Source organism: Segetibacter sp., from assembly GCF_025963695.1.
Lineage (GTDB): Bacteria > Bacteroidota > Bacteroidia > Chitinophagales > Chitinophagaceae > Segetibacter.
This window is the reverse complement of record NZ_JAOQAH010000012.1, coordinates 12,575-34,126: the sequence shown is the minus strand read 5'-3', so window position 1 is coordinate 34,126 and position 21,552 is coordinate 12,575. Positions and strand designations below refer to the sequence as shown.

General features: G+C 39.8%; 21 protein-coding genes. 19 read left to right on the top strand and 2 right to left on the bottom strand.

Going from position 1 to position 21,552, the window contains the following annotated elements:
* The first annotated feature begins 43 nt into the window (after positions 1 to 43).
* Together JWR87_RS00945 and JWR87_RS00940 are read left to right on the top strand one after the other, a co-directional pair.
* Entirely contained in the window at positions 44 to 2,011 is a 1,968-nt protein-coding gene (locus tag JWR87_RS00945) for a nucleoside-diphosphate sugar epimerase/dehydratase (RefSeq protein WP_297814674.1), read from the top strand.
* 27 nt (positions 2,012 to 2,038) lie between these two features.
* Complete coding sequence (locus tag JWR87_RS00940) at positions 2,039 to 2,788, top strand: CpsB/CapC family capsule biosynthesis tyrosine phosphatase (RefSeq protein ID WP_297814672.1); 750 nt, start codon at positions 2,039 to 2,041, stop codon at positions 2,786 to 2,788.
* 20 nt (positions 2,789 to 2,808) lie between these two features.
* Here the strand turns inward: JWR87_RS00940 and JWR87_RS00935 are convergent, their stop codons facing one another.
* Positions 2,809 to 3,969, bottom strand: a complete 1,161-nt coding sequence (locus JWR87_RS00935) for a zinc-dependent alcohol dehydrogenase (RefSeq protein WP_297814670.1) — start codon at positions 3,967 to 3,969, stop codon at positions 2,809 to 2,811.
* A gap of 357 nt (positions 3,970 to 4,326) precedes the next feature.
* Positions 4,327 to 5,427 (bottom strand): redox-regulated ATPase YchF, encoded by a 1,101-nt coding sequence (gene ychF / locus JWR87_RS00930; RefSeq protein ID WP_297814668.1) that lies wholly within the window; start codon positions 5,425 to 5,427, stop codon positions 4,327 to 4,329.
* Positions 5,428 to 5,579: 152 nt separating this feature from the next.
* Here ychF and JWR87_RS00925 point away from each other — a divergent pair, with 152 nt between their 5' ends.
* From JWR87_RS00925 to nuoL, 17 genes are all read left to right on the top strand, one after another.
* The gene (locus JWR87_RS00925) at positions 5,580 to 7,079 is read left to right on the top strand and encodes a spore maturation protein (RefSeq protein ID WP_297814667.1); all 1,500 of its coding nucleotides are present in this window, start codon (positions 5,580 to 5,582) and stop codon (positions 7,077 to 7,079) included.
* A 226-nt stretch (positions 7,080 to 7,305) separates the two neighbouring features.
* Positions 7,306 to 8,460, top strand: a complete 1,155-nt coding sequence (locus JWR87_RS00920; RefSeq protein WP_297814666.1) for an acyl-CoA dehydrogenase family protein — start codon at positions 7,306 to 7,308, stop codon at positions 8,458 to 8,460.
* Between the two features lie 79 nt (positions 8,461 to 8,539).
* Entirely contained in the window at positions 8,540 to 8,935 is a 396-nt protein-coding gene (locus tag JWR87_RS00915; RefSeq protein ID WP_297814664.1) for an NADH-quinone oxidoreductase subunit A, read from the top strand.
* A gap of 448 nt (positions 8,936 to 9,383) precedes the next feature.
* The gene (locus JWR87_RS00910; protein ID WP_297814662.1) at positions 9,384 to 9,947 is read left to right on the top strand and encodes an NADH-quinone oxidoreductase subunit B; all 564 of its coding nucleotides are present in this window, start codon (positions 9,384 to 9,386) and stop codon (positions 9,945 to 9,947) included.
* 123 nt (positions 9,948 to 10,070) lie between these two features.
* A complete protein-coding gene (locus JWR87_RS00905) occupies positions 10,071 to 10,658 on the top strand; it encodes an NADH-quinone oxidoreductase subunit C (protein WP_297814660.1) in 588 nt (195 codons plus the stop codon).
* A gap of 280 nt (positions 10,659 to 10,938) precedes the next feature.
* A complete protein-coding gene (locus JWR87_RS00900; protein WP_297814658.1) occupies positions 10,939 to 11,175 on the top strand; it encodes a hypothetical protein in 237 nt (78 codons plus the stop codon).
* 130 nt (positions 11,176 to 11,305) lie between these two features.
* Positions 11,306 to 12,541 (top strand): NADH-quinone oxidoreductase subunit D, encoded by a 1,236-nt coding sequence (locus tag JWR87_RS00895; protein ID WP_297814656.1) that lies wholly within the window; start codon positions 11,306 to 11,308, stop codon positions 12,539 to 12,541.
* 71 nt (positions 12,542 to 12,612) lie between these two features.
* Complete coding sequence (locus JWR87_RS00890; RefSeq protein ID WP_297814655.1) at positions 12,613 to 13,113, top strand: NAD(P)H-dependent oxidoreductase subunit E; 501 nt, start codon at positions 12,613 to 12,615, stop codon at positions 13,111 to 13,113.
* A gap of 32 nt (positions 13,114 to 13,145) precedes the next feature.
* On the top strand, positions 13,146 to 13,553 hold the full coding sequence (locus JWR87_RS00885; RefSeq protein WP_297814653.1) for a VOC family protein: 408 nt from the start codon (positions 13,146 to 13,148) through the stop codon (positions 13,551 to 13,553).
* Positions 13,554 to 13,587: 34 nt separating this feature from the next.
* Positions 13,588 to 13,818, top strand: a complete 231-nt coding sequence (locus JWR87_RS00880) for a hypothetical protein (protein ID WP_297814651.1) — start codon at positions 13,588 to 13,590, stop codon at positions 13,816 to 13,818.
* Between the two features lie 190 nt (positions 13,819 to 14,008).
* Complete coding sequence (gene nuoF / locus JWR87_RS00875; RefSeq protein ID WP_297814649.1) at positions 14,009 to 15,358, top strand: NADH-quinone oxidoreductase subunit NuoF; 1,350 nt, start codon at positions 14,009 to 14,011, stop codon at positions 15,356 to 15,358.
* A 70-nt stretch (positions 15,359 to 15,428) separates the two neighbouring features.
* On the top strand, positions 15,429 to 16,577 hold the full coding sequence (locus JWR87_RS00870) for a 2Fe-2S iron-sulfur cluster-binding protein (protein ID WP_297814647.1): 1,149 nt from the start codon (positions 15,429 to 15,431) through the stop codon (positions 16,575 to 16,577).
* 38 nt (positions 16,578 to 16,615) lie between these two features.
* The gene (gene nuoH, locus JWR87_RS00865; protein ID WP_297814645.1) at positions 16,616 to 17,674 is read left to right on the top strand and encodes an NADH-quinone oxidoreductase subunit NuoH; all 1,059 of its coding nucleotides are present in this window, start codon (positions 16,616 to 16,618) and stop codon (positions 17,672 to 17,674) included.
* A 343-nt stretch (positions 17,675 to 18,017) separates the two neighbouring features.
* Positions 18,018 to 18,566 (top strand): NADH-quinone oxidoreductase subunit I, encoded by a 549-nt coding sequence (locus tag JWR87_RS00860; RefSeq protein ID WP_297814644.1) that lies wholly within the window; start codon positions 18,018 to 18,020, stop codon positions 18,564 to 18,566.
* Between the two features lie 20 nt (positions 18,567 to 18,586).
* On the top strand, positions 18,587 to 19,090 hold the full coding sequence (locus JWR87_RS00855) for an NADH-quinone oxidoreductase subunit J (protein WP_297814642.1): 504 nt from the start codon (positions 18,587 to 18,589) through the stop codon (positions 19,088 to 19,090).
* Positions 19,091 to 19,215: 125 nt separating this feature from the next.
* Positions 19,216 to 19,551, top strand: a complete 336-nt coding sequence (gene nuoK, locus JWR87_RS00850; RefSeq protein WP_297814640.1) for an NADH-quinone oxidoreductase subunit NuoK — start codon at positions 19,216 to 19,218, stop codon at positions 19,549 to 19,551.
* Positions 19,552 to 19,618: 67 nt separating this feature from the next.
* Entirely contained in the window at positions 19,619 to 21,541 is a 1,923-nt protein-coding gene (gene nuoL, locus JWR87_RS00845) for an NADH-quinone oxidoreductase subunit L (RefSeq protein WP_297814638.1), read from the top strand.
* Positions 21,542 to 21,552 lie beyond the last annotated feature (11 nt).

Below are 21,552 nucleotides of genomic sequence, written 5' to 3'. Positions count from 1 at the left end.
CGGGCAATCCATCGGGTGGCTTTTATCAAAACAAAAAAAGGTTGTGAAAAACTTAAGGAAATTTTTACTGCGAAACAGAATAGCTCCCAAATGGCTGATATTTGTTCTTGACCTTAGTATTTGCTGTTTCGCTATAGTTTATGCTAATTACCTTAGACTAAATTTTGATTTAAATCTTATCCATCTTACAGACCTGGTAGATGATATAATTGCGACGGTCATAACCAACTCTATCTTATTCTACATTTTTAGAACTTATCACGGCATCATAAGGCTTTCAGGATTTCAGGAAGCTTTTAGAAGCATTTCGGCAGTTTTCTATTCCTTCTTCATAATGTTACTTCTGAGTATTGGGTTGAGAATTTTTGGAATTGCCTCATTTATTCCAACCTCTGTTTTGTTTATTTACTTCTTTATTTCTTCTTTTTCTGTTTTTGGATATCGTCTCTTAGTAAAGCACCTATACAAGATAAGCGTTAACCAGGAGGAGAATATTCATATTGTTATTTACGGAGCTGAACTCAACGGATCTGTTCTAAAGAAAACGATCGAGCAAACTTCTAACAACCGTTATAAAATCGTAGCTTTTATTGACGATGATGAAAACTTGTTTGGAAAGACAATTGATAATGTAAAAATCTACTCTTTCAACCAGGTTCAAAACGTAATAAAGTCGTGGCAAATAAAAATGCTGTTTTTTGCGCGACAAGATTTTGATTTGAGTAAAAAGAATAAAATAGTTGATTACTGCCTTGAACAGAACATTAAGGTGATGAATATACCTCCGATGGGAGAATGGATACAAGGTCATCTAAACATTAATCAATTACGGCAGGTTAAAATAGATGAGCTATTGGGGCGTCCTCAAATCAGTTTAAAAAACGAGCATGTAACAAATTTGCTTCGAAATAAAAAAGTTTTAATTACAGGAGCCGCAGGATCTATTGGCAGCGAACTGGCAAGGCAGATAGCAGGAATTAATGCTTTCTCTTTAATTATTTGCGATCAGACAGAAACAGGTTTATACGAACTTGAATATGAGTTGCAAAAGAAATATCAGTTAGGTAATAGTTTAAAGGTCTTTCTTGGGGATGTAAAAGATCAGAAGGCAATGAACAACATGTTCGCATCATACATGCCCGATATTGTGTTTCATGCTGCAGCATACAAGCATGTGCCAATGATGGAAAATCACCCTTCAGAAGCAGTAAGAAATAATGTCTTAGGAACTAAAGTGCTTGCAGACTTGTCAGAATTCTATTCGGTCGAAAGATTTTTATTTGTATCAACAGACAAGGCAATCAATCCGACTAACGTGATGGGAGCATCAAAACGAATAGCCGAAATTTATTGTCAGTCTCTGCAATCAAGGAAAACAATTCCTGTGATTGACGAAGGTGTTATTCAATTAGCTCCCAGAAAAACAAGAACAAAATTCATTACTACAAGATTTGGAAATGTTCTTGGGTCTAACGGTTCTGTTATCCCACGCTTTCAAGAGCAAATATCTAAGGGTGGACCAGTTACGGTTACACATCCTGATATCATCCGTTATTTCATGACCATACCTGAGGCTTGTTCTTTGGTTTTAGAAGCGGTAACTATGGGCAATGGAGGAGAAGTATTTTTGTTTGACATGGGTGAGCCAGTCAAAATACTCGACCTTGCAAAAAAGATGATAAAGCTTGCCGGCCTTAGCCCCGCAAAGGATATCGACATTAAATTTACCGGTTTAAGACCTGGAGAAAAATTGTACGAAGAACTGCTTAATAAAGAAGAAGAAGTAATTTTCACGCACAATAAAAAAATACTTATTGCTAAAGTGATAGAATACGATTACGAAAAAATTTCAAAGAGTATAGATAAAGCAGTAAGCATTGCTATGTTAAATAAGGATGATGAAGTTGTAAAACAAATGAAACGTATTGTTCCGGAATACATAAGTAACAACTCTATTTACGAAGCAATGGATGAAGAAATCTTATCCTCTAGCCTTACTTCTCATGGTTAGTATATAAATTGCACGAATCTTTGTTACATGTTTAATTTTTTTAAGAGATCGGGTAAACCAGTTGAACCCGATTTGTCATTTATAGGAATAGATATGCATTCGCATTTGCTGCCGGGCATAGACGACGGTTTGCAGGAATTGGAAAACTCAGTAGCGTATATCAAAGACCTTAAAGACCTGGGGTACCATAAACTTATTTGCACACCACACATCCTCTCAGATTTATATCCTAACAGCCCCCAAACAATTTTGCCGAAATTGGCGCTTGTAAGAGATGCTTTGAAAGCGGCTGGGGTAGACATCCAGATAGAAGCAGCAGCGGAGTATATGATAGATCATATGTTTGCTGACTTACTGTCAAAATCAAAAAAAGAAGACCTTTTAACAATAGGGAGTGATTATATTCTTGTTGAAATGTCTTACTTATCGCCCTCCCCAAACTTTGATCAGGCAATTTTTGATTTACGGATGATGGGTTTACAACCAATACTTGCCCATCCCGAAAGGTATAGCTATTATCATCATGAGTTTGAGCAGTACGAAAGATTTAAGGACCTCGGCTGCAAGCTGCAGGTGAACCTGCTGTCTTTATCAGGCGGTTATGGTCCGCATGTGAAAAAGATTGCTGAAAGATTATTTAAAAACGAGATGGTGGATTTTTTAGGAACAGACCTTCATCACGACAGACATTTAGCAATGCTCAAAGGCCTGGCAACTAAAAAAGAATTCTACCAACTTGTTAGCGGCGCCGAGATTTTAAACAATACGTTGATCTAGTGTTTGCTAGTGATATAGATCTAAGGTTTCAAAATCACTTTTACACAATTATCTTCCTTCTTATTAAAAATGTCATAAGCATACGCCGCTTGAGAAAGCGGCAGACGATGTGTAATAATATCGTCTAATCTTATTTTGCCTTCTTCCACCCATCCATTTAATTCGTCAATAAAAGTGTGGGCCGGAGCTTGCCCGGCTCGAATCGTCAATCCTTTATCGAAAATCTGGTGCCACGGGAAATTATCGTAGGGATATCCGTATACGCCTACCACCGAAACTGTTCCTCCCCGCCGAACGGCTGACAAGCACATCCTTAAAGCATTTATAGTTCCTTTCTCCATTCTTATCACACTTTTTACCCGGTCAAGGGCACTTCTATCTGCTTCCATCCCGACGGCATCAATAACAACATCGGCTCCTCGTCCACCTGTCCAATTTCTAATTTCTTCAATCGCTTTACCGTGGTCTTTTACGTTAATTATCTCTGCACCGCAAACCGTTGCAGCCATTGTTAACCTGTAGTCCTCAATGTCAAGCGCAATTACTTTCGATGCTCCACGTAGCCACGCCACTTTCATAGCCATAAGTCCAACTGGCCCGCAACCAAAAACAGCCACAGTTTCACCGCCTTTTACACCACCCCATTCAACGGCTGCATAACCTGTTGGTAAAATATCTGTAAGAAATAGTACTTGTTCATCAGTAAGCGCGTCCGATACTTTCCTGGGTCCAAAATCAGCATAAGGAACTCTCACATATTCTGCCTGTCCGCCGTCGTACCCTCCGTATAGATCAGTATAACCAAATAATCCGCCGCCTTTTTCAGTCATCAATCCACCTTCAGGTCCATAATTGTCCGCGTTCGAATTCTCGCAGTGACCAACTAAGCCAGTGTTGCAGAAGTAACATCCTCCACATGCAACCGGAAAAGGAACTACCACGCGATCTCCTTTTTTTAACTTGCTGACATTCGTTCCCACTTCCTCCACTATTCCCATAAACTCATGCCCTAAAATCATATTTCTCGGCTGTGGAAACATACCGTTGTAAATGTGAAGGTCAGATCCGCAAATAGCTGTAGAGGTTACCCTGATAATTGCGTCTCCCTGTTGTTTTATTTCGGGGTCTGGTACATTATCAACCCTGATGTCTTTGGGATTATGAAATACTGCCGCTTTCATTGAAAATGATTTAGAATGAATGAAATACTGGTGCTTGCTTTTTAAGGAGAGATAATTTTAAAGTGAAAAAAATTATGCCATTTAAATAAAACGGATTAGGAAAGCTATGTTGCTATGATTGATTAGGCTTGAGAAGCTATTTTTTTTGGGTACAGGCATTTGTACTTCTATTTAAAATCGTTGCGACGCATTTCGTTCAGCTATACGACCGCTTATTAAGCTCTTGTCGGCCTGGGTTAAGGGTTCTACAGGCACCAATATCCTTGTAATTATTTACTGAAGAAATTTTTACAGGCATAAAAAAAGAGACTGCAAAAATACAGTCTCTCTCGTTTAAAACACTATTACAATTAGCACTTACACATTAAACCTGAAGTGCATAATGTCGCCATCTTCCACCAAGTAATCTTTTCCCTGTACTGCAAGTTTACCGTTATCACGGCAAGCTGCTTCTGAACCGTACTTTATATAATCTGTATACTTTATTACTTCAGCCCTGATAAAACCTTTTTCAAAATCTGTATGAATTACTCCGGCTGCCTGTGGCGCAAGCATTCCTTTTGTAATAGTCCATGCACGAACTTCCTGCACCCCGGCAGTGAAATAAGTGGCTAGGTTTAACAAGCGATAAGTTGAAGTGATTAATCTTGCCACACCGCTTTCATGAAGTCCCATATCCTCTAAAAACAATTGTCTGTCTTCGAAGCTTTCCATCACAGCAATTTCGCTTTCAATAGACGCACTAATAAGCAACGTCTCCGCCTTTTCATTTTTAATTGCTTCTTTTACAGCCGCTGAATGATTATTGCCGTTTACTACACTTTTTTCGTCCACATTGCATACGTATATAACAGGCTTCATGGTAAGCAGGAATAAATCAGCAAAATGCTTTTCTTTATCTTCAGGGCTTACTTCAAAGCTCCGCGCATTTTTACCTTGCTCCATAAAAGTTTTCAGTTGCTTTAGCAAGTCAAGTCCATGAAGAAATTCCTTATCGCCCGTTTTTGATAGTTTTTCGTTTTTAGTAATTTTCTTCTCAATTCCTTCAAGGTCTTTCAACTGAAGTTCTGTATCAATAATTTCCTTGTCTCTTACAGGATTTACATTGCCATCAACGTGAATAATGTTATCATCTTCAAAACAGCGAAGCACATGAATAATCGCATCGGTAGCACGAATATTTCCTAAAAACTGGTTGCCTAGTCCTTCACCTTTGCTGGCTCCTTTTACCAGTCCCGCAATGTCAACAATCTCAACAGTTGCCGGAACAACACGTTGAGGAATTACAATTTTTTCCAACGCAATCAATCTTTCATCAGGAACAGTGATTACCCCAATATTTGGTTCGATTGTACAAAAAGGAAAGTTTGCCGCAACAGCTTTCGCATTACTAAGTGCATTAAATAAAGTTGATTTTCCCACATTTGGCAATCCCACTATACCTGCTTGAAGACCCATTGTAATTAAAAATTAAAAATTAAAAATTAAAAAGACGAGGGGAATACCGGATGAAAAGTAACCTGTCCATTTTGCGGCAAAAGTAGGTATTTGAAACTATAACCGTATTATTGTAGCAGTTAAATCACGATACCTAATATTAAACAGTATTAATGGCATTAAGCAGAATTTGGTCGGCTTTCATCTTAATAGCAGTTTTTGTTGCAGCATCAAAAGCGGCGTTTTTTGGAAATAACCAAATATTTAGCCAGATGGTGGTTGGTAAAGCGGACGATGCATACGATACCGTTAGATATGTAATGGTAGGTTCCCCCGCAAGTACAGGCATTACTTCTAAAGAAAACTTCGCTAAATATCTTTCCGGGTATGGATATGTTGCTGCTGACTCTGCTCATCTTGCCAGTGTGATTATTACTGATGATGTCAATAGTGATTCTGTTGCTGCTATTAAAAGTGCGACTGGTAGTAATGCCGTATTTACTTATAAATCAGTGCAAACGAAACTGGTTAAGAAAGCTGATGGTATTATAGAAACGTGTAAAAGTGCAGTTAACATCAGTATTGGTTTAATTGGAATTATGGCTCTTTTTATGGGGTTTATGAGTATTGCTGAAAGGGCCGGAGGTATTCGGTTATTATCTAAAATAATTGGACCTTTTTTTTCACGCCTCTTTCCTGATATTCCAAAAGGGCATCCTGCAATGGGGCATATGATGATGAACTTTTCAGCGAACCTTTTAGGATTGGATAACGCGGCCACACCGTTCGGGATTAAGTCGATGGAAAGTTTGCAGGAAATCAATACCGATAAAGACGTCGCATCCAATGCGCAGATCATGTTCTTATGTCTGCATGCTGCTGGTTTTTCATTAATTCCGGTAAGTATTATTGCAGTAAGAGCATCCTTAAAATCTGCAAACCCTACCGATATTTTTGTTCCATGTATGATTACAACCTTTGTAGCTACAATGGCAGCCATGTTTATGGTAAGTTTTAAGCAAAAAATTAGAATATTTCAACCGGTAATATTAGCATGGGTTGGAGGGCTTTCTGCCATTCTTGTTTTGTTGGTAGTTTATCTTACTTCACTAAATGCAGCTGCAGTTCAATCGTTTTCGAACGTGTTAAGCAATGGCTTAATCCTGCTTATTTTTCTGTTGATCATTCTGGGCGCTTTGTATAAAAGAATTGATGTTTTTGACGCATTTATTGATGGGGCAAAAGGTGGCTTTGAAACTTCCGTTCGTATCATTCCGTATTTGGTAGGAATGTTGGTTGCCATTAGTCTTCTTCGCACCAGCGGAACTTTTGATGTGGTAATAAATGGAATGAAGTCTTTGTTTGCTGCATTAGGGGCTGATACAAGATTTGTAGACGGTTTACCTACCGCTTTAATCAGGCCTTTAAGCGGAGGTGGTGCCCGTGGAATGATGGTAGACACAATGAAAAATTTTGGCGCTGATTCTTTTGCAGGCCGTTTAGCATCTATCCTGCAAGGTTCTTCAGATACTACCTTTTATGTAATTGCAGTTTACTTTGGCGCTGTAGGTATCAAAAATACCCGTTATGCAGTTGGTGCTATGTTACTGGCTGACCTTGTTGGCATACTAACAGCAATTACGCTTGCTTATTTGTTTTTCGGAAATGTTTAAAATTCCTTCGTTGATTGTTTTAAGCTTGTTGGTAGTTTTTATTCCGCTACTCAAAGCATTCTTCAAATACTCCTGGAATGCTTGCTCTTAGCAGCCGCTGTTGAAGCAGCGTAATGGTATGTGGTTAAAGGGTGTGACACAACGATGTTAAATAGAATTCGCAAAGCCTGCTCTATAATACTTCCTCTTTTAAAATCTCTTACCTTGCCTGAAATTGTTATACTACATGGATTTCCAATTCACGGAAGAGCAACAAATGATAAAACAGGCGGCAAAGGATTTTGCAATAACGGAATGCTTGCCAGGAGTAATAGAGAGGGATGAGCAACAGCGGTTTCCAAAAGAGCAAATAATGAAACTTGCTGACCTGGGGTTTATGGGTATGATGGTAGACCCGCAATACGGTGGTAGCGGAATGGATACGATCAGCTACGTTTTGGCAATGGAGGAAATTAGTAAAATTGACGCAAGCGTTAGCGTTTGTATGAGCGTAAATAACAGCCTTGTATGTTGGGGACTTGAAACATATGGAACGGAGCAACAAAAACAAAAATATTTAACCCCACTTGCTCAGGGCAAAAAAGATGGGGAATTATATATTGGTGCTTTTTTGCTTAGCGAACCTGAAGCCGGTAGTGATGCAAGCTCTCAACATACAATAGCGGAGGACATGGGCGACCATTACCTGGTAAATGGTATTAAAAACTGGATTACTAACGGTTCAACGTCTTCGGTTTATCTCGTTATGGCTCAAACGCATCCCGAGCAAAAAAGCCATGGAATCAATACTTTAATTATTGAAAAAGGGTGGCCAGGGGTAACTATTGGAGGAAAAGAAAATAAATTAGGCATCAGGGGAAGTGATACCACGTCGGTGATGTTTGATAATGTAAAGGTGCCTAAAGAAAACCGGGTAGGGGAGGATGGTTTTGGTTTTAAGTTCGCCATGAAAACACTGGCCGGTGGACGAATAGGTATTGCGTCGCAAGCCTTGGGAATTGCAAGCGGCGCCTACGAGCTTTCACTTAAATACTCGAAGGAGCGGAAGGCATTTGGTAAAGAAATTATGCATCACCAGGCTATACAATTTAAACTTGCCGATATGGCTACCAGGATCGCAGCGGCGAGGTCGCTTTGCTTAAAAGCGGCCTGGCAGAAAGACCAGGGGCAGGACTATACGGTAAGCTCGTCAATGGCAAAGGTATTTAGCAGTGAAACGGCCATGTGGACGGCCGTTGAAGCAGTGCAAATACATGGGGGTTATGGTTTCGTTAAAGAATATCATGTAGAGCGGCTGATGCGCGACGCAAAAATTACACAAATTTATGAGGGCACAAGTGAAGTGCAACGGATAGTAATTGGGCGTTCGCTTTTGCAATAATCTTCTGCATTTACTTGTGGCAAGATTTATTCAACTCAATTTAACCGTACTCCTTATTTTTACATCGAAAATTAAAGAAATGTATTTTTTAGATGCTACTATAAATGAAGTCAGTTCTTCGGCTAATTATTTTCCTATAGGGCTTCAGTTGCTTTGTGCTATTGGTTTTGTTGGTCTTATGATGGGCCTCACTCACTTGCTGGGCCCTAAGCGCGCAACGAGCGATAAACTTCAAAACTTTGAAAGTGGTATAGAAGCGGTTGGTAATGCGCGCCAACCTATGGCCGTTAAATATTTTTTGGTAGCCATCCTCTTTGTTTTGTTTGATGTGGAGGTTATATTCTTTTATCCTTATGCCGTAAACTTTCGTGAATTAGGCTGGTCAGGTTTCGGAGCCCTTAGTATGTTCGTCGGCTTTTTCCTGGCTGGTTTTTACTATATCATTAAAAAGGGCGCGTTGCAGTGGGAAGATTAATCTGGTAAATATTTTTTATGTAAGCTGAGCGTAGTGCTGTTTTTTCCGTTCCAGCGTCTACACTTTTTTCAGCATTCTTGTGTCACTCCCTTGTACATGCAAAACTTTATTGTACTTGTATTAACTATTGCTTAGTTGTGAGTTCTAATGTCTTCTAAAAAAAGGTGGCCAAGTTTAAACCGGTGGCAAAGTATAAATAGTAAAATTTCTTTGCATGTTTTTTGCAACTTCTGTAAAAAACAATTCACACCCTTCTTAAGAAGCTAAAAACGCTCACGATTTATGATTCGTTTTAGATAATTCTATTCGAAACATTTATTTGAATTTGATGCAGTTGCAGTACTTTTGCACGTCTATAATTTCTGTTTTGCAGTTATTATAAGTGCTGGAAAAATCAGGTGTTAGTGTTTATTAAGTGATTTGAGAAGGATTTAAAATCAGACAAATTATGGCTCGTCCGGTAAGATTTCATACACAAGTTAAAGAATTGGAAGCTCCCGAAACCTATATGGGAGAAGGCTTTGGTGCCACCTCTTTAGAAAAGGTTTTAGGCCTTGCACGAAAAAATTCTATGTGGCCACTGCCGTTTGCAACCAGTTGCTGTGGTATTGAGTTTATGGCAACAATGGGTTCTCACTACGATTTGTCGAGGTTTGGAAGTGAAAGATTGGGTTTCTCGCCCCGTCAGTGCGACCTGTTAATGGTAATGGGGACTATCGCCAAAAAAATGGCTCCGATAGTAAAACAAGTATATTTACAAATGGCCGAACCTCGTTGGGTGATGGCAGTTGGCGCCTGTGCATGCTCAGGTGGTATATTTGATTCTTACAGTGTGTTACAAGGCATCGACCAGGTAGTTCCTGTTGATGTTTATGTACCGGGATGCCCACCAAGACCAGAAGCGATCATTGATGGTGTGTTACGTATTCAAGACCTTGTGCATAACGAAAGTACACGCCGCAGAAACGGAGAACAATACAAGGCTTTAATGGAAAGCTACGGAATACAGTAATTTATGTGCTAATAGCCATTGGATAATGTGCTGGTTTGGAAATTTGAGGATTTGAGAAAGTAAGGAAGACTTGCCGTTTTTGATTTTCAAATTTTCAAATTGTTTAATTTTCAAATTATATAAATGCCTCTAGCTAACCCGGATATTATACAAAGATTAGTAGACAAGTTTGGAGAATCGGTTACTGAATTTGGAGAACCTTATGGCATGCTTACTTTTTCTGCGCCCAGGGAAATGAACCTTAAGGTGATGGGTTTTTTATATAATGAACAAGATCTCGCTTTTAAATTTTTGACCGACTTGTGCGCAGTTCATTACCCCGAGCGCAAGGGTGAGGAGTTGGCAGTTGTTTATCATTTGCACAACTTGGTAGAAAACGTTCGCATACGGTTTAAAGTGTACATGCCGATAGAGCAACCTGATGTATTTACAGCCACTGGTTTATTTGAAGCAGCAAATTGGATGGAAAGAGAAACATACGATTTCTTTGGGGTCAACTTTATTGGCCATCCAAACTTAAAGCGAATTTTAAATGTTGAGGAAATGGATTATTTCCCTATGCGTAAAGAATTTCCTTTAGAAGACCAGAGCAGGATAGATAAAGATGATGAGATGTTTGGCCGAGGTGGCAGTATAGATTTTGGGAACCGTGAAGTGAGCGAGGAGCCAAAGACGATCAGCGAAGCTGATAAGGATAAGACCTGGCTTTAAACAGTTGTGGAGAATGTTTTAAAGAGCATTTTAGACTCTCCCAAATTACCTGATTATGTTGAGGAGTTGGAGAAGAAGCAAAACGACACCGTTTTTACAAGTATATAAGAGAGGATGAAAAGGCGGAGTTTATAAACGGCGAAGCGTTTTATAATTCTCCTGCTAAGGATAAACATACCTTAACAGTTGCGAACCTTATTTATATACTTACCAGGGTTTGTTAGAAAACATAAAATGGGTGTTATAACGAGTGAAAAGACTGTTGTTGATTTGAGAAGAAATGATTTTAAGCCGGATATATGTTTTTTCAGGCGCCAGATTTTGTGCTTTAAACGGAGTAAAAGAATATTGGTTGGTTAATGCAGATAAAAGACTTGTTGAACAGTGTTTTTTAGAAAATGAAAGTTTTGTGTTGGCTGAAAAAGTGCAACATGCAACTGTAAGATGTAAAGTTTTAGAAGGTCTTGAAATTCTGCTTGAAGCTATTTTTGACGAAGAAGCGAACGAACCGTTTTAAAGGAGATATAGTTGGCAAGTTGTTAAATATAGTTGGTTAAAGCTTTTAGTTTCATGAGGTATTAAAAGCACAAGAGTGCGACGCAACAATGTTGAATAGAATAGAGAAGTCGACTACAAAAAAATAAAAAATGCCTGTTGTAGAACAACCTAAACATAGAGTGCTTCCTGACGGAAGTATAGAAAAAACTACCACGACCCTAAACCTCGGGCCTACACACCCCGCTACGCACGGGGTATTTCAAAACATACTGGAAGTGGATGGCGAGAGAGTGGTAGACGCGGAACAAACCATTGGTTATATACATCGTGCATTTGAAAAAATTGCAGAACATAGACCTTTATATCAAATTACTCCGCTGACAGACAGGTTAAACTACTGTAGCAGCCCGATTAATAATATGGGTTGGCATATGACCTGCGAAAAGTTGCTTGGTCTTACCCTTCCTAAACGGGTTGACTATCTGCGGGTAATTATAATGGAACTGGCTCGTATTGCTGATCATCTAATTTGTAACTCCGTTGTTGGTGTTGATACCGGCGCTTTTACCGGGTTTTTGTATGTGATGCAATCCCGTGAATTGATTTATGAGATTTGGGAAGAGGTGTGTGGTAGCCGTTTAACGACTAATATTGGTCGTATTGGTGGTTTTGAAAGAAATTTTAATGATATCGCTTTCAGGAAATTAGAAAAATTTTTGAATGAGTATCCTAAGGTGTTGAAGGAGTTTGAAAACTTGTTCAATCGTAACAGGATTTTTATGGAGCGTACGCAAGGTGTTGGAGGTATTGCTGCTGAGAGAGCCTTGAATTACGGTTTTACAGGTCCAAATTTAAGAGCTGCTGGTGTGGACTATGATGTGCGTGTACATTCTCCTTACAGCAGTTACGAAGATTTTGATTTTACTGTTCCGGTTGGAAAGACGGGTGATGTGTACGATCGTTTTTTGGTTCGTAACGAGGAAATGTGGCAATCGCTAGAGATCATTAAGCAGGCTTACCGGAAAGTGCAGGAATTTAAAGGAAAGGAGGCTGATGTTTTTCATGCGGATGCCCCTGAATATTACCTTCCTGAAAAGAAAGATGTTTACACGAAAATGGAGGCCCTGATTTATCACTTTAAAATAATAATGGGTGAGACTGATATTCCTGCTGGAGAAGTGTACCACAGTGTAGAAGGCGGAAATGGTGAGTTAGGCTTTTATCTCATTAGTGACGGCGGCCGCACACCCTACCGGTTACACTTTCGCAGACCGTGTTTTATTTACTACCAGGCCTATACAGAACTGATAAAAGGTAGTATGTTAAGTGATGCAATTATTTGCATGAGTTCTCTTAACCTGATTGCAGGTGAGATGGATGGATAGGGTGATAAAAAAATAAAAATAAAGAATGGAAAGTGGACCTCAATTTTTTCATTTTGCCTTTTAAATTATAAATGATACAGTTTTCAGAAAAGAGCTTACTTAAAGTGCAGGAAATTATTGCACGTTATCCGGAAGGGAAGCAAAAAAGTGCCTTGATACCTGTACTCCATTTGGCACAGGAAGAATTTGGTGGATGGCTTGATGTGCCTGTAATGGATTATGTGGCAGAGATATTAAGTATCACTCCAATAGAAGTATATGAAGTGGCTACGTTTTATAGCATGTATAATATGAAGCCTGTCGGAAAGTTTCTTTTTGAAGTTTGCCAGACAGGGCCATGCATGCTGAGAGGCAGTGATGATATTATCAATTATATTAAAACCAGGTTGGGTATCGGCGTAGGTGAAACTACAGATGATGGATTGTTTACTTTAAAAGTAGTTGAATGTTTAGGTGCATGTGGATACGCACCAATGATGCAGCTGGGTAAGCATTACAAAGAGCACCTAACTCCTGAAAAAGTAGATGCAATTATAGAAGAGTGTCGTAGCTTTTCTGCAATCAATAATTAGCGTTGTTTTATCGTAGTTTAAAATAATATAGCATGCGTCTTACTCCATACATTCATTTTACAGGGCAGGCAGAAGAAGCAATGAATTTTTATGCGGCGGCTTTAGGAGGCGAAATATTAGAACTTAACCGGTATGGAGATAGCCCAACGCCATCTGATGAAGACTATAAAGATAAAGTGATACATGGGCGAGTGAAGTTTGGTGACAATGTATTAATGGTATCTGATACTTTTAAAGGAAACCTGGTGCAAACTGATGGCAACATACAATTGTCAGTAGAAATCACTGAGGAGGGTCAAATAGACGAAGTGTTTAAAAAAATGGCTGAAGGCGGAACTGCTACCATGGAATTGCAGGATGCTTTTTGGGGAGCAAGGTTTGGGATGCTAAAAGACAAGTTTGGGGTTAATTGGATGTTTAATTACGAGTTGAAGAACTAGGTTTGGATTTACTAATTGCTGAGGACTTAGTAATATGGGAATAACTAATGTTATACTAACCGTGAGAGAACATAGAAAATCTGGAAAATCTGCTGAGGTAGAATTTTTAGTTGATAGTGGTGCGGTATATAGGTTGGTTCCCGGTAAAATATTAGACGAATTAGGAATTGAACCATATAGAGAAATGGGTTTTTCGTTGGCAGATGGAACGACTGTAAAACGACAGATAAGCGCAGCTTATTTTGAGTTTAAAGGTGAAGGATGACCAGCTCCCGTTGTATATGGTGAAGAAGGAGACACGGCTTTGTTGGGAGCAACAACATTAGAGTCAATCGGATTGGTTTTAAATCCATTTACAAGAACATTGCATCCAATGAGAATGTAAATGATGGGACTAAAGAAATAGGAATAGGATGACTACAAAAACTATAAAATCCTCTTTGTGAATTTAGGGTATGAGTACAAAATTATTATTAGATAAAGCAAATATTGAAGGAATACGTTTTTACAAGGCTTACCGTGAAAACGGGGGATATGCTGCAGTAGAAAAAGCCTTTAAAATGACCCCGGCAGAAATTGTCGAAGAAGTTAAGAAGAGTGGTTTGAGAGGTCGCGGTGGTGCAGGTTTTCCAACGGGAATGAAATGGAGCTTTCTTGCGAAGCCGGAAGGCGTTCCCCGTTACCTTGTTTGTAATGCAGACGAGAGCGAACCGGGAACGTTTAAAGACCGGTACTTGATGGAGTTTCTTCCGCACCTGCTAATTGAAGGGTTAATTGTTTCATCGTTTGCACTCGGAAGTAACAGAACATACATATACATCCGTGGTGAATATGCATGGATACCTGATATTTTAGAATATGCAATTGAAGAGGCGAAACAGAACGGCTGGTTAGGGAAGAATATTTTAGGGACAGGTTTTGACTGCGAAATATATGTTCAGCGCGGTGCTGGGGCTTACATTTGTGGTGAAGAAACCGCGTTGATTGAGAGCCTCGAAGGCAAAAGAGGTAATCCTCGTATTAAGCCACCGTTTCCGGCTATTAAAGGTCTGTGGGAAAGTCCAACAGTGGTAAATAACGTGGAAACTTTAGCAGCCATCGTTCCTATTTTTAATATGGGTGGCGAGGAGTATGCTAAGATCGGAGTTGGTAAATCTACTGGTACGAAGCTTATAAGCGCATGTGGAAATATCAATAAGCCTGGTGTTTACGAGATCGATATGACTATTAGCGTGGAAGAGTTTGTTTACAGTGACGAATATTGCGGAGGCATTCCTAACGGCAAAAGGTTGAAGGCGTGCATCCCCGGGGGATCGTCCGTACCTATTTTACCTGCTAATCTTTTATTTAAGACTGCGAAAGGCGAAACCCGGTTGATGAACTATGAAAGCTTATCAGATGGAGGTTTTGCAACAGGAAGTATGATGGGGTCAGGAGGCTTTATTGTTTTAGATGAAGATCAATGTATTGTTCGTCATACCTTAACCTTAGCTCGTTTCTATCATCATGAAAGCTGTGGTCAATGCAGTCCTTGTCGGGAAGGTACTGGTTGGATGAAGCGTGTTCTATATAACCTCGAATACGGTAAAGGCAAATTAAGTGATATCGATTTGTTGTGGGATATACAAAGAAGGATCGAAGGAAATACTATTTGCCCACTAGGTGATGCAGCAGCCTGGCCTGTGGCAGCAGCAATCCGTCATTTTAGAGACGAATTTGAATGGCATGTACTAAATCCGGAAGAAAGCCAGGTAAGAAACTTTGGGTTGGCACATTACGCTGATGCGAGAGAAGTAGCGGTGTAAGGCTTTCTGTTTAACAATAACTTTTAAACTTCACGTCTTTGCTACTTATGCAGGCGCGAAAAAATAAAATATGGCTGAAGAAGTAAAAAAAGATGCTCCTCAAATGTTTAAAGTTACCATCGACAATATAACAGTTGAGGTAGCTCCGGGTACATCTATATTAATGGCAGCGAGAAAGGTTGGCGGTGATGTAGCTCCTCCTACCATGTGTTTCTATAGCAAGCTAAAAGGTAGCGGAGGCAAGTGTCGTACATGTTTAGTGGAGGTTGCAGCTGGTTCTACGGCTGACCCTCGACCTATGCCGAAGCTTGTTGCAAGTTGCCGTACCAACGTAATGGATGGAATGGTTGTAAAAAGTATAACCAGTGAAAAAGTATTGGATGCCCGTAAAGGTGTAGTAGAGTTCTTATTGCTTAATCATCCTTTAGATTGTCCGATCTGTGACCAGGCGGGAGAATGTCACCTGCAGGATTTGAGTTATGAGCACGGAAAAGAAGAGACACGATATGAATTTCAGCGCCGATTGTTCGAAAGGGAAGATATAGGGCCATACATTCAGTTGCATATGACCCGTTGCATTCTTTGCTACCGATGTACTTATATAGCAGATCAGATTACTAATACAAGAATGCACGGTATTTTGGATAGGGGTGAACATGCCCAGATTAGCACCTACATTTCGAAAGCCATCGACAACGATTTCAGTGGAAACATGATTGATGTTTGCCCTGTTGGTGCATTAACTGATAGAACGTTCCGTTTTAAACAAAGGGTGTGGTTTTTAAAACCTTTAAATGCCCATAGAGATTGTGATAAATGTTGCGGCAAAGTAACTATCTGGAACAGGGGAGATGAGGTTTTTCGCATAACGGCGAGAAAAGATGAATGGGGTGAGGTAGAAGACTTTGATGGTAAGACTGGGTGGATCTGTAACACTTGTCGCTTTGATAAAAAGAAGACAAGTGACTGGGTTATTGAGGGGCCAAGAAAGATTAGCAGGCATTCAGTGATTTCTGCTAATCATTATTTAGATGATCTAAAACGCCCTCACGAAACAATAGCCGAAGTAATGGGTGGACGAAAGCCTAAACTATTGATGGATATTCACAAAGTGAGTGAAGTGAATAAACCTACTGTTCATTTAAGCGAAATTGAAGGCCCGGCTACGGGCAAGGTCTTTAATAAAGATAACGGCAAGTTATTACCGGAAGCGAAATAGTGAATTAAGATATTGGCTTCTAAATAAAGTTATAAAAAATGTTGCTTTTACAAATTGACTGGGCTTTACTGTTTGAAAAACTCGCACTTATTGGTGCAATTATTACTGCTTCGTTGGTAATTGCGATGTACTCTACATGGGGAGAGCGTAAAGTTGCCGCGATATTACAAGATCGTAAAGGCCCTAATCGTGCAGGTCCTTTTGGACTACTGCAACCTCTTTCTGATGGTGGTAAACTTTTCTTTAAGGAAGAGATTATACCCAATACCTCGAATAAAACATTGTTTATTTTAGGTCCTTGCCTGGCTATGTTGACGGCGATGATGACCAGTGCTGTTATTCCCTGGGGCAACCAGATTCATATTAATATGTTTGGTATCGACCGCATTGTAAACCTGCAGATCGCTGACATTAATATTGGTATCCTGTACATTTTTGGCGTTGTTAGTACCGGTGTGTACGGCATTATGATTGGAGGTTGGGCGAGCAATAACAAGTTTTCTTTAATGGCTGCAATGCGGGGAGCATCACAAGTTATCAGCTACGAACTTGCTATGGGGCTTTCAATGATCGCCCTGTTGATGCTGAGTGGTTCTCTTAGTCTTAAGACAATTGCTGAACAGCAAATAGAAGGGTCGTGGTGGAACATTGTTTATCAGCCTATCGGATTTCTTATTTTTATTATTTGCGCTTTTGCTGAATGCAACCGGGCGCCTTTTGATTTGCCCGAGGCCGAGAACGAATTGAACTTTGGGTACCACCAGGAGTATTCAAGTATGAAGCTGGGTTTCTACTTGTTTGCCGAGTACATTAATATGTTTATTAGCAGCGTAATTATGGCCACCCTTTACTTTGGTGGTTACGATATGCCTTTTGTAAATGAAGCAAATTTGTCTGTAAATGTTGCTGCCATCATTGGTTTTGTTGCTTTGTTCGGTAAAACCTTCATCCTGATTTTTATTTTTATGTGGGTTCGCTGGACTTTGCCCCGTTTTAGGTATGACCAGTTGATGAATCTTGGGTGGAAATCTTTAATTCCGCTGGCTTTGGTTAATATGTTTATCACCGGGGCTGTTATATTATGGAGACAAGGGTAATGAGGTGTCTGAAGATCAGAAGATGCTGCATTTTGAAAACATTGGACAGCTACCTTAATATTTCATAGATACAACAAAGCAACTCAGATTGATGATAGTTGCGTCGCATTTCGTTCATCTGTGGTAATGCTAATGAGGCGAGGGCGATGAATAAAGAGATACAGGTACAAGTGAGTGACACAACGATGCGGACAAAAGATTAATGACTGCCAACCAAAAAGATGCGAAAAGTATGTTTAGTAACCGTATGGGTAAATAAAGTTGGTGGGTTAGTGGTAGAAAAATATTTTTGCAAACCTTTAAAGGAAAGAGCTTAAGCTTGAGTGCTGGAAGCTTTACATATATGGAACCGTTAACAAAAAAAGTAAAACAAGTAGAACGTAAACCGATGACCTTTTTAGAAAGGTTATATCTTCCTGAGATTTTTAAAGGGATGGCCATTACGTTTAGTCATATTTTCAAAAAAGTTCCCACCATTAGTTATCCCGAGCAAACGCGTCCTTTCGCTAAAGTATTTCGGGGCTTGCAGGTTTTAAACCGCGATGAAGAAGGACGTGAGAAATGTACCGCATGTGGTCTTTGTGCCTTGGCTTGTCCGGCAGAAGCCATCACTATGGAGGCGGCTGAACGGGAAAGAGGAGAAGAAAATTTATATCGCGAAGAGCGATACGCAGCAAAATATGAGATTAATATGCTGCGCTGTATTTTTTGTGGGTTGTGCGAAGAAGCGTGCCCAAAGGATGCGATTTATTTAAGTGAAACATTTGCACCGGCCAACTACCAACGCAAAGGATTTATATATGGTAAAGAAGACTTGCTGATACCTAACCCGCTTACGCAACCTGAAGAATATGAAAAGGCTAAAGGGGAAAGAGCACCGGCAACACAATAACCCTTTACTAACTGCAACTAATGAGTACAACTGAAATTCTATTCTGGTTCCTTTCTGCCCTTGCACTCGTAAGTGCTACTATGGTCTTGATAAGTAAAAATCCTGTTCACAGTATCTTGTGGCTTATCATTGTATTTTTCGCCATTTCAGGTCATTATGTTTTATTGAATGCTCAATTTCTTGCGATCGTTAACCTTATTGTATATGCAGGGGCCATTATGGTATTGTTCCTGTTTGTGGTGATGTTAATGAATTTGAATAGCGACTCTGAACCACAGAAAAATAGCCGGTTTAAAGTGGCAGGCACTATTGCGGGCGGATGTTTAATGTTGATAATGATTGACGTGATCAGAGATGCCGGGGAAGTACAAAACGCAAAAGCGCTGGTTAAAGTAGGAAATATAGGGTTGATTAAAAACCTGGGGATGGCTTTGTTTAAGGATTATGTCATTCCGTTTGAAATAAGCAGTGTGCTGTTTTTGTCTGCGATGGTAGGTGCAGTGGTGATAGGAAAAAAGGATTAGCCCCGGCCGTAAAGTGAGGAGAGAGTCTTTTGATAATGGTAATAAAAGGTATTTGATTAATAAACCAGTTTTAAGTCCCTTCAGGAATTTAGAGCTTAAATAAAGCCTCTTTAGGGGTTTGGGGTATGCCAATAACATATTATATAGTACTTTCTATTGTTTTGTTTTGTATCGGGGTGGTTGGAGTATTGACGCGTAGAAATGCAATCATCATTTTTATGTGTGTGGAGTTGATGTTGAATGCCGTTAACCTGTTGCTTGTAGCATTTTCGAAAATGCATAACGGAGTAGCAATGGCAAAAGATCCTGCTTCAACTGTAGGAATTGACGGGCAGTTATTCGTATTTTTTATTATGGTTGTTGCCGCTGCTGAGGTGTGCGTGGGGCTATCTATTATAGTAATGGTGTATAGAAATACACATTCAGTTGATGTAAACTTTCTGAATAGATTAAAGAATTAGACATCCAATCAAATAAAATTAAATTCTTAACTCTTCCCCTGGGGGAGAGGTTGGGAGGGGGTTTCTTATGAGCAAATTTGTTTACCTGGTACCATTGTTTCCTTTGATAGGTTTTCTTATTAATGGTTTAGGCCGTAAGTCTTTATCTAAATCATTGATTGGTTTAATAGGAAGCGCTGTTATACTGGCTTCTTTTGCGGTAAGCCTTGGTATCTTTTTCCAGGTGAAGCAAGAAGGTTTTCAGCCTCAGGTGATTCATCTGTTTGACTTTATAAAGGTTCAATCTTTTAATATCCCGTTTGCATTCCAGGTTGACCAGCTTTCTTCTTTGTTTCTCCTGATAATTACGGGTGTAGGTTTTCTTATTCATGTGTATTCTACATCGTACATGCATAACGAAGAGCCGCAACACTATGGCAGATACTTCGCTTACCTTAACTTGTTTGTTTTCTCCATGTTGTTGTTGGTGCTTGGCGCTAACTACGTTATTATGTTTATTGGATGGGAAGGAGTTGGTCTTTGTTCATATTTATTAATTGGGTTTTGGTTTAAAAACAACAATTACAACTATGCGGCTCGCAAAGCTTTTGTGATGAACCGGATTGGTGATGTAGGGTTTTTACTTGCGGTGTTTTGGATACTTGCAAAATTAGGAACTGTCTCTTATGGTGATGTTTTTGCAAGGGCCTCCACCTTCAGTACGTTTGATGTAACAGCCATTACGATGTTGTTGTTTGTTGGCGCTATGGGTAAAAGTGCTCAAATACCTTTGTACACCTGGTTGCCCGATGCGATGGCAGGTCCGACTCCTGTATCTGCATTAATACATGCCGCCACCATGGTTACAGCGGGTATTTACATGATTGTTCGTAGCAATGTTTTGTATACGATGGCTCCTACAACTATGACTGTTGTTGCTGTTGTTGGCCTGGCTACAGCTTTCCTTGCTGCTACTATTGCACTTAAGCAAAACGATATTAAGAAAGTGCTGGCGTACTCTACAGTAAGCCAATTAGGATATATGTTTTTAGGCTTGGGAGTTGGTGCTTATACGGGCGCTGTTTTTCATGTGATGACCCATGCATTCTTTAAAGCCTTGTTGTTCCTTGGTGCGGGTAGTGTTATTCATGCAATGGGTAATGAGCAGGATATCCGTTCTATGGGGGGACTGAAAAAGTACATGCCTATAACTCATATCACTTTTTTACTGGCTTGTCTGGCAATCGCAGGTATTCCTCCTTTTAGTGGCTTTTTTAGTAAAGATGAGATTTTGGCTGCTGCTTACGAACATAATAAAGTTCTCTGGTTAATTGGTGCGATCACTGCTGGTCTTACAGCTTTCTATATGTTTCGTTTGTACGTGATGACTTTTCTCGGTGGATTTAGAGGTACACACGACCAGGAGCATCACTTGCATGAAAGCCCTTCAGCTATGACCATCCCGTTGATAATTTTGGCGGTGTTAAGTGTCGTTGGTGGCTTCGTTGGTATTCCTGAAGCATTTGCTCATAACGCTCATGCGCTCGAACATTTTCTTTCCCCGGTCATTGTAAAATCTACTGAGACTGCCCATGCTTTAGACACCGGCACCGAATATATGCTTATGGCCATTTCTGTGGGCCTCGCTGTTATAGCTATTATTTATGCATGGACGAGGTTTAGCAAAAAACCCGAAATAGCTGAGGCCGAAGGTGCCGGCAAGTTGCTGGCGAACAAATGGTATGTAGATGAGCTTTACGATAAGGTTATCGCTAATCCATTGGTTGCGCTGGGAGGTTTTCTAAAAAATGTAATAGAGAAGAGCGGGATAGATGGCATCGTAAATGGAGTTGGACGAGGTGTAAACTATGCAGGGCGCCAGATGCGTTTAATGCAAAGCGGACAGGTCGGAAACTATATTCTTCTTATGGTCTTAAGTATGGTTCTAATGATTATCCTTGTTTTTTATGGTAATAATCTGAATCCGGTTCTTAAATATTTTTCAAAATAATTGCAGGTAAA

Coding starts and splice junctions, on each gene's coding strand:
- JWR87_RS00870 (WP_297814647.1), top strand. CDS start 15,429: ATGGCTGAAGAAGTAAAAAAAGATGCTCCTCAAATGTTTAAAGTTACC.
- nuoF (WP_297814649.1), top strand. CDS start 14,009: ATGAGTACAAAATTATTATTAGATAAAGCAAATATTGAAGGAATACGT.
- JWR87_RS00890 (WP_297814655.1), top strand. CDS start 12,613: ATGATACAGTTTTCAGAAAAGAGCTTACTTAAAGTGCAGGAAATTATT.
- nuoK (WP_297814640.1), top strand. CDS start 19,216: ATGCCAATAACATATTATATAGTACTTTCTATTGTTTTGTTTTGTATC.
- nuoL (WP_297814638.1), top strand. CDS start 19,619: ATGAGCAAATTTGTTTACCTGGTACCATTGTTTCCTTTGATAGGTTTT.
- JWR87_RS00940 (WP_297814672.1), top strand. CDS start 2,039: ATGTTTAATTTTTTTAAGAGATCGGGTAAACCAGTTGAACCCGATTTG.
- nuoH (WP_297814645.1), top strand. CDS start 16,616: ATGTTGCTTTTACAAATTGACTGGGCTTTACTGTTTGAAAAACTCGCA.
- JWR87_RS00910 (WP_297814662.1), top strand. CDS start 9,384: ATGGCTCGTCCGGTAAGATTTCATACACAAGTTAAAGAATTGGAAGCT.
- JWR87_RS00905 (WP_297814660.1), top strand. CDS start 10,071: ATGCCTCTAGCTAACCCGGATATTATACAAAGATTAGTAGACAAGTTT.
- JWR87_RS00920 (WP_297814666.1), top strand. CDS start 7,306: ATGGATTTCCAATTCACGGAAGAGCAACAAATGATAAAACAGGCGGCA.
- JWR87_RS00915 (WP_297814664.1), top strand. CDS start 8,540: ATGTATTTTTTAGATGCTACTATAAATGAAGTCAGTTCTTCGGCTAAT.
- JWR87_RS00885 (WP_297814653.1), top strand. CDS start 13,146: ATGCGTCTTACTCCATACATTCATTTTACAGGGCAGGCAGAAGAAGCA.
- JWR87_RS00900 (WP_297814658.1), top strand. CDS start 10,939: ATGATTTTAAGCCGGATATATGTTTTTTCAGGCGCCAGATTTTGTGCT.
- ychF (WP_297814668.1), bottom strand. CDS start 5,427: ATGGGTCTTCAAGCAGGTATAGTGGGATTGCCAAATGTGGGAAAATCA.
- JWR87_RS00925 (WP_297814667.1), top strand. CDS start 5,580: ATGGCATTAAGCAGAATTTGGTCGGCTTTCATCTTAATAGCAGTTTTT.
- JWR87_RS00880 (WP_297814651.1), top strand. CDS start 13,588: ATGGGAATAACTAATGTTATACTAACCGTGAGAGAACATAGAAAATCT.
- JWR87_RS00860 (WP_297814644.1), top strand. CDS start 18,018: ATGGAACCGTTAACAAAAAAAGTAAAACAAGTAGAACGTAAACCGATG.
- JWR87_RS00855 (WP_297814642.1), top strand. CDS start 18,587: ATGAGTACAACTGAAATTCTATTCTGGTTCCTTTCTGCCCTTGCACTC.
- JWR87_RS00895 (WP_297814656.1), top strand. CDS start 11,306: ATGCCTGTTGTAGAACAACCTAAACATAGAGTGCTTCCTGACGGAAGT.
- JWR87_RS00935 (WP_297814670.1), bottom strand. CDS start 3,969: ATGAAAGCGGCAGTATTTCATAATCCCAAAGACATCAGGGTTGATAAT.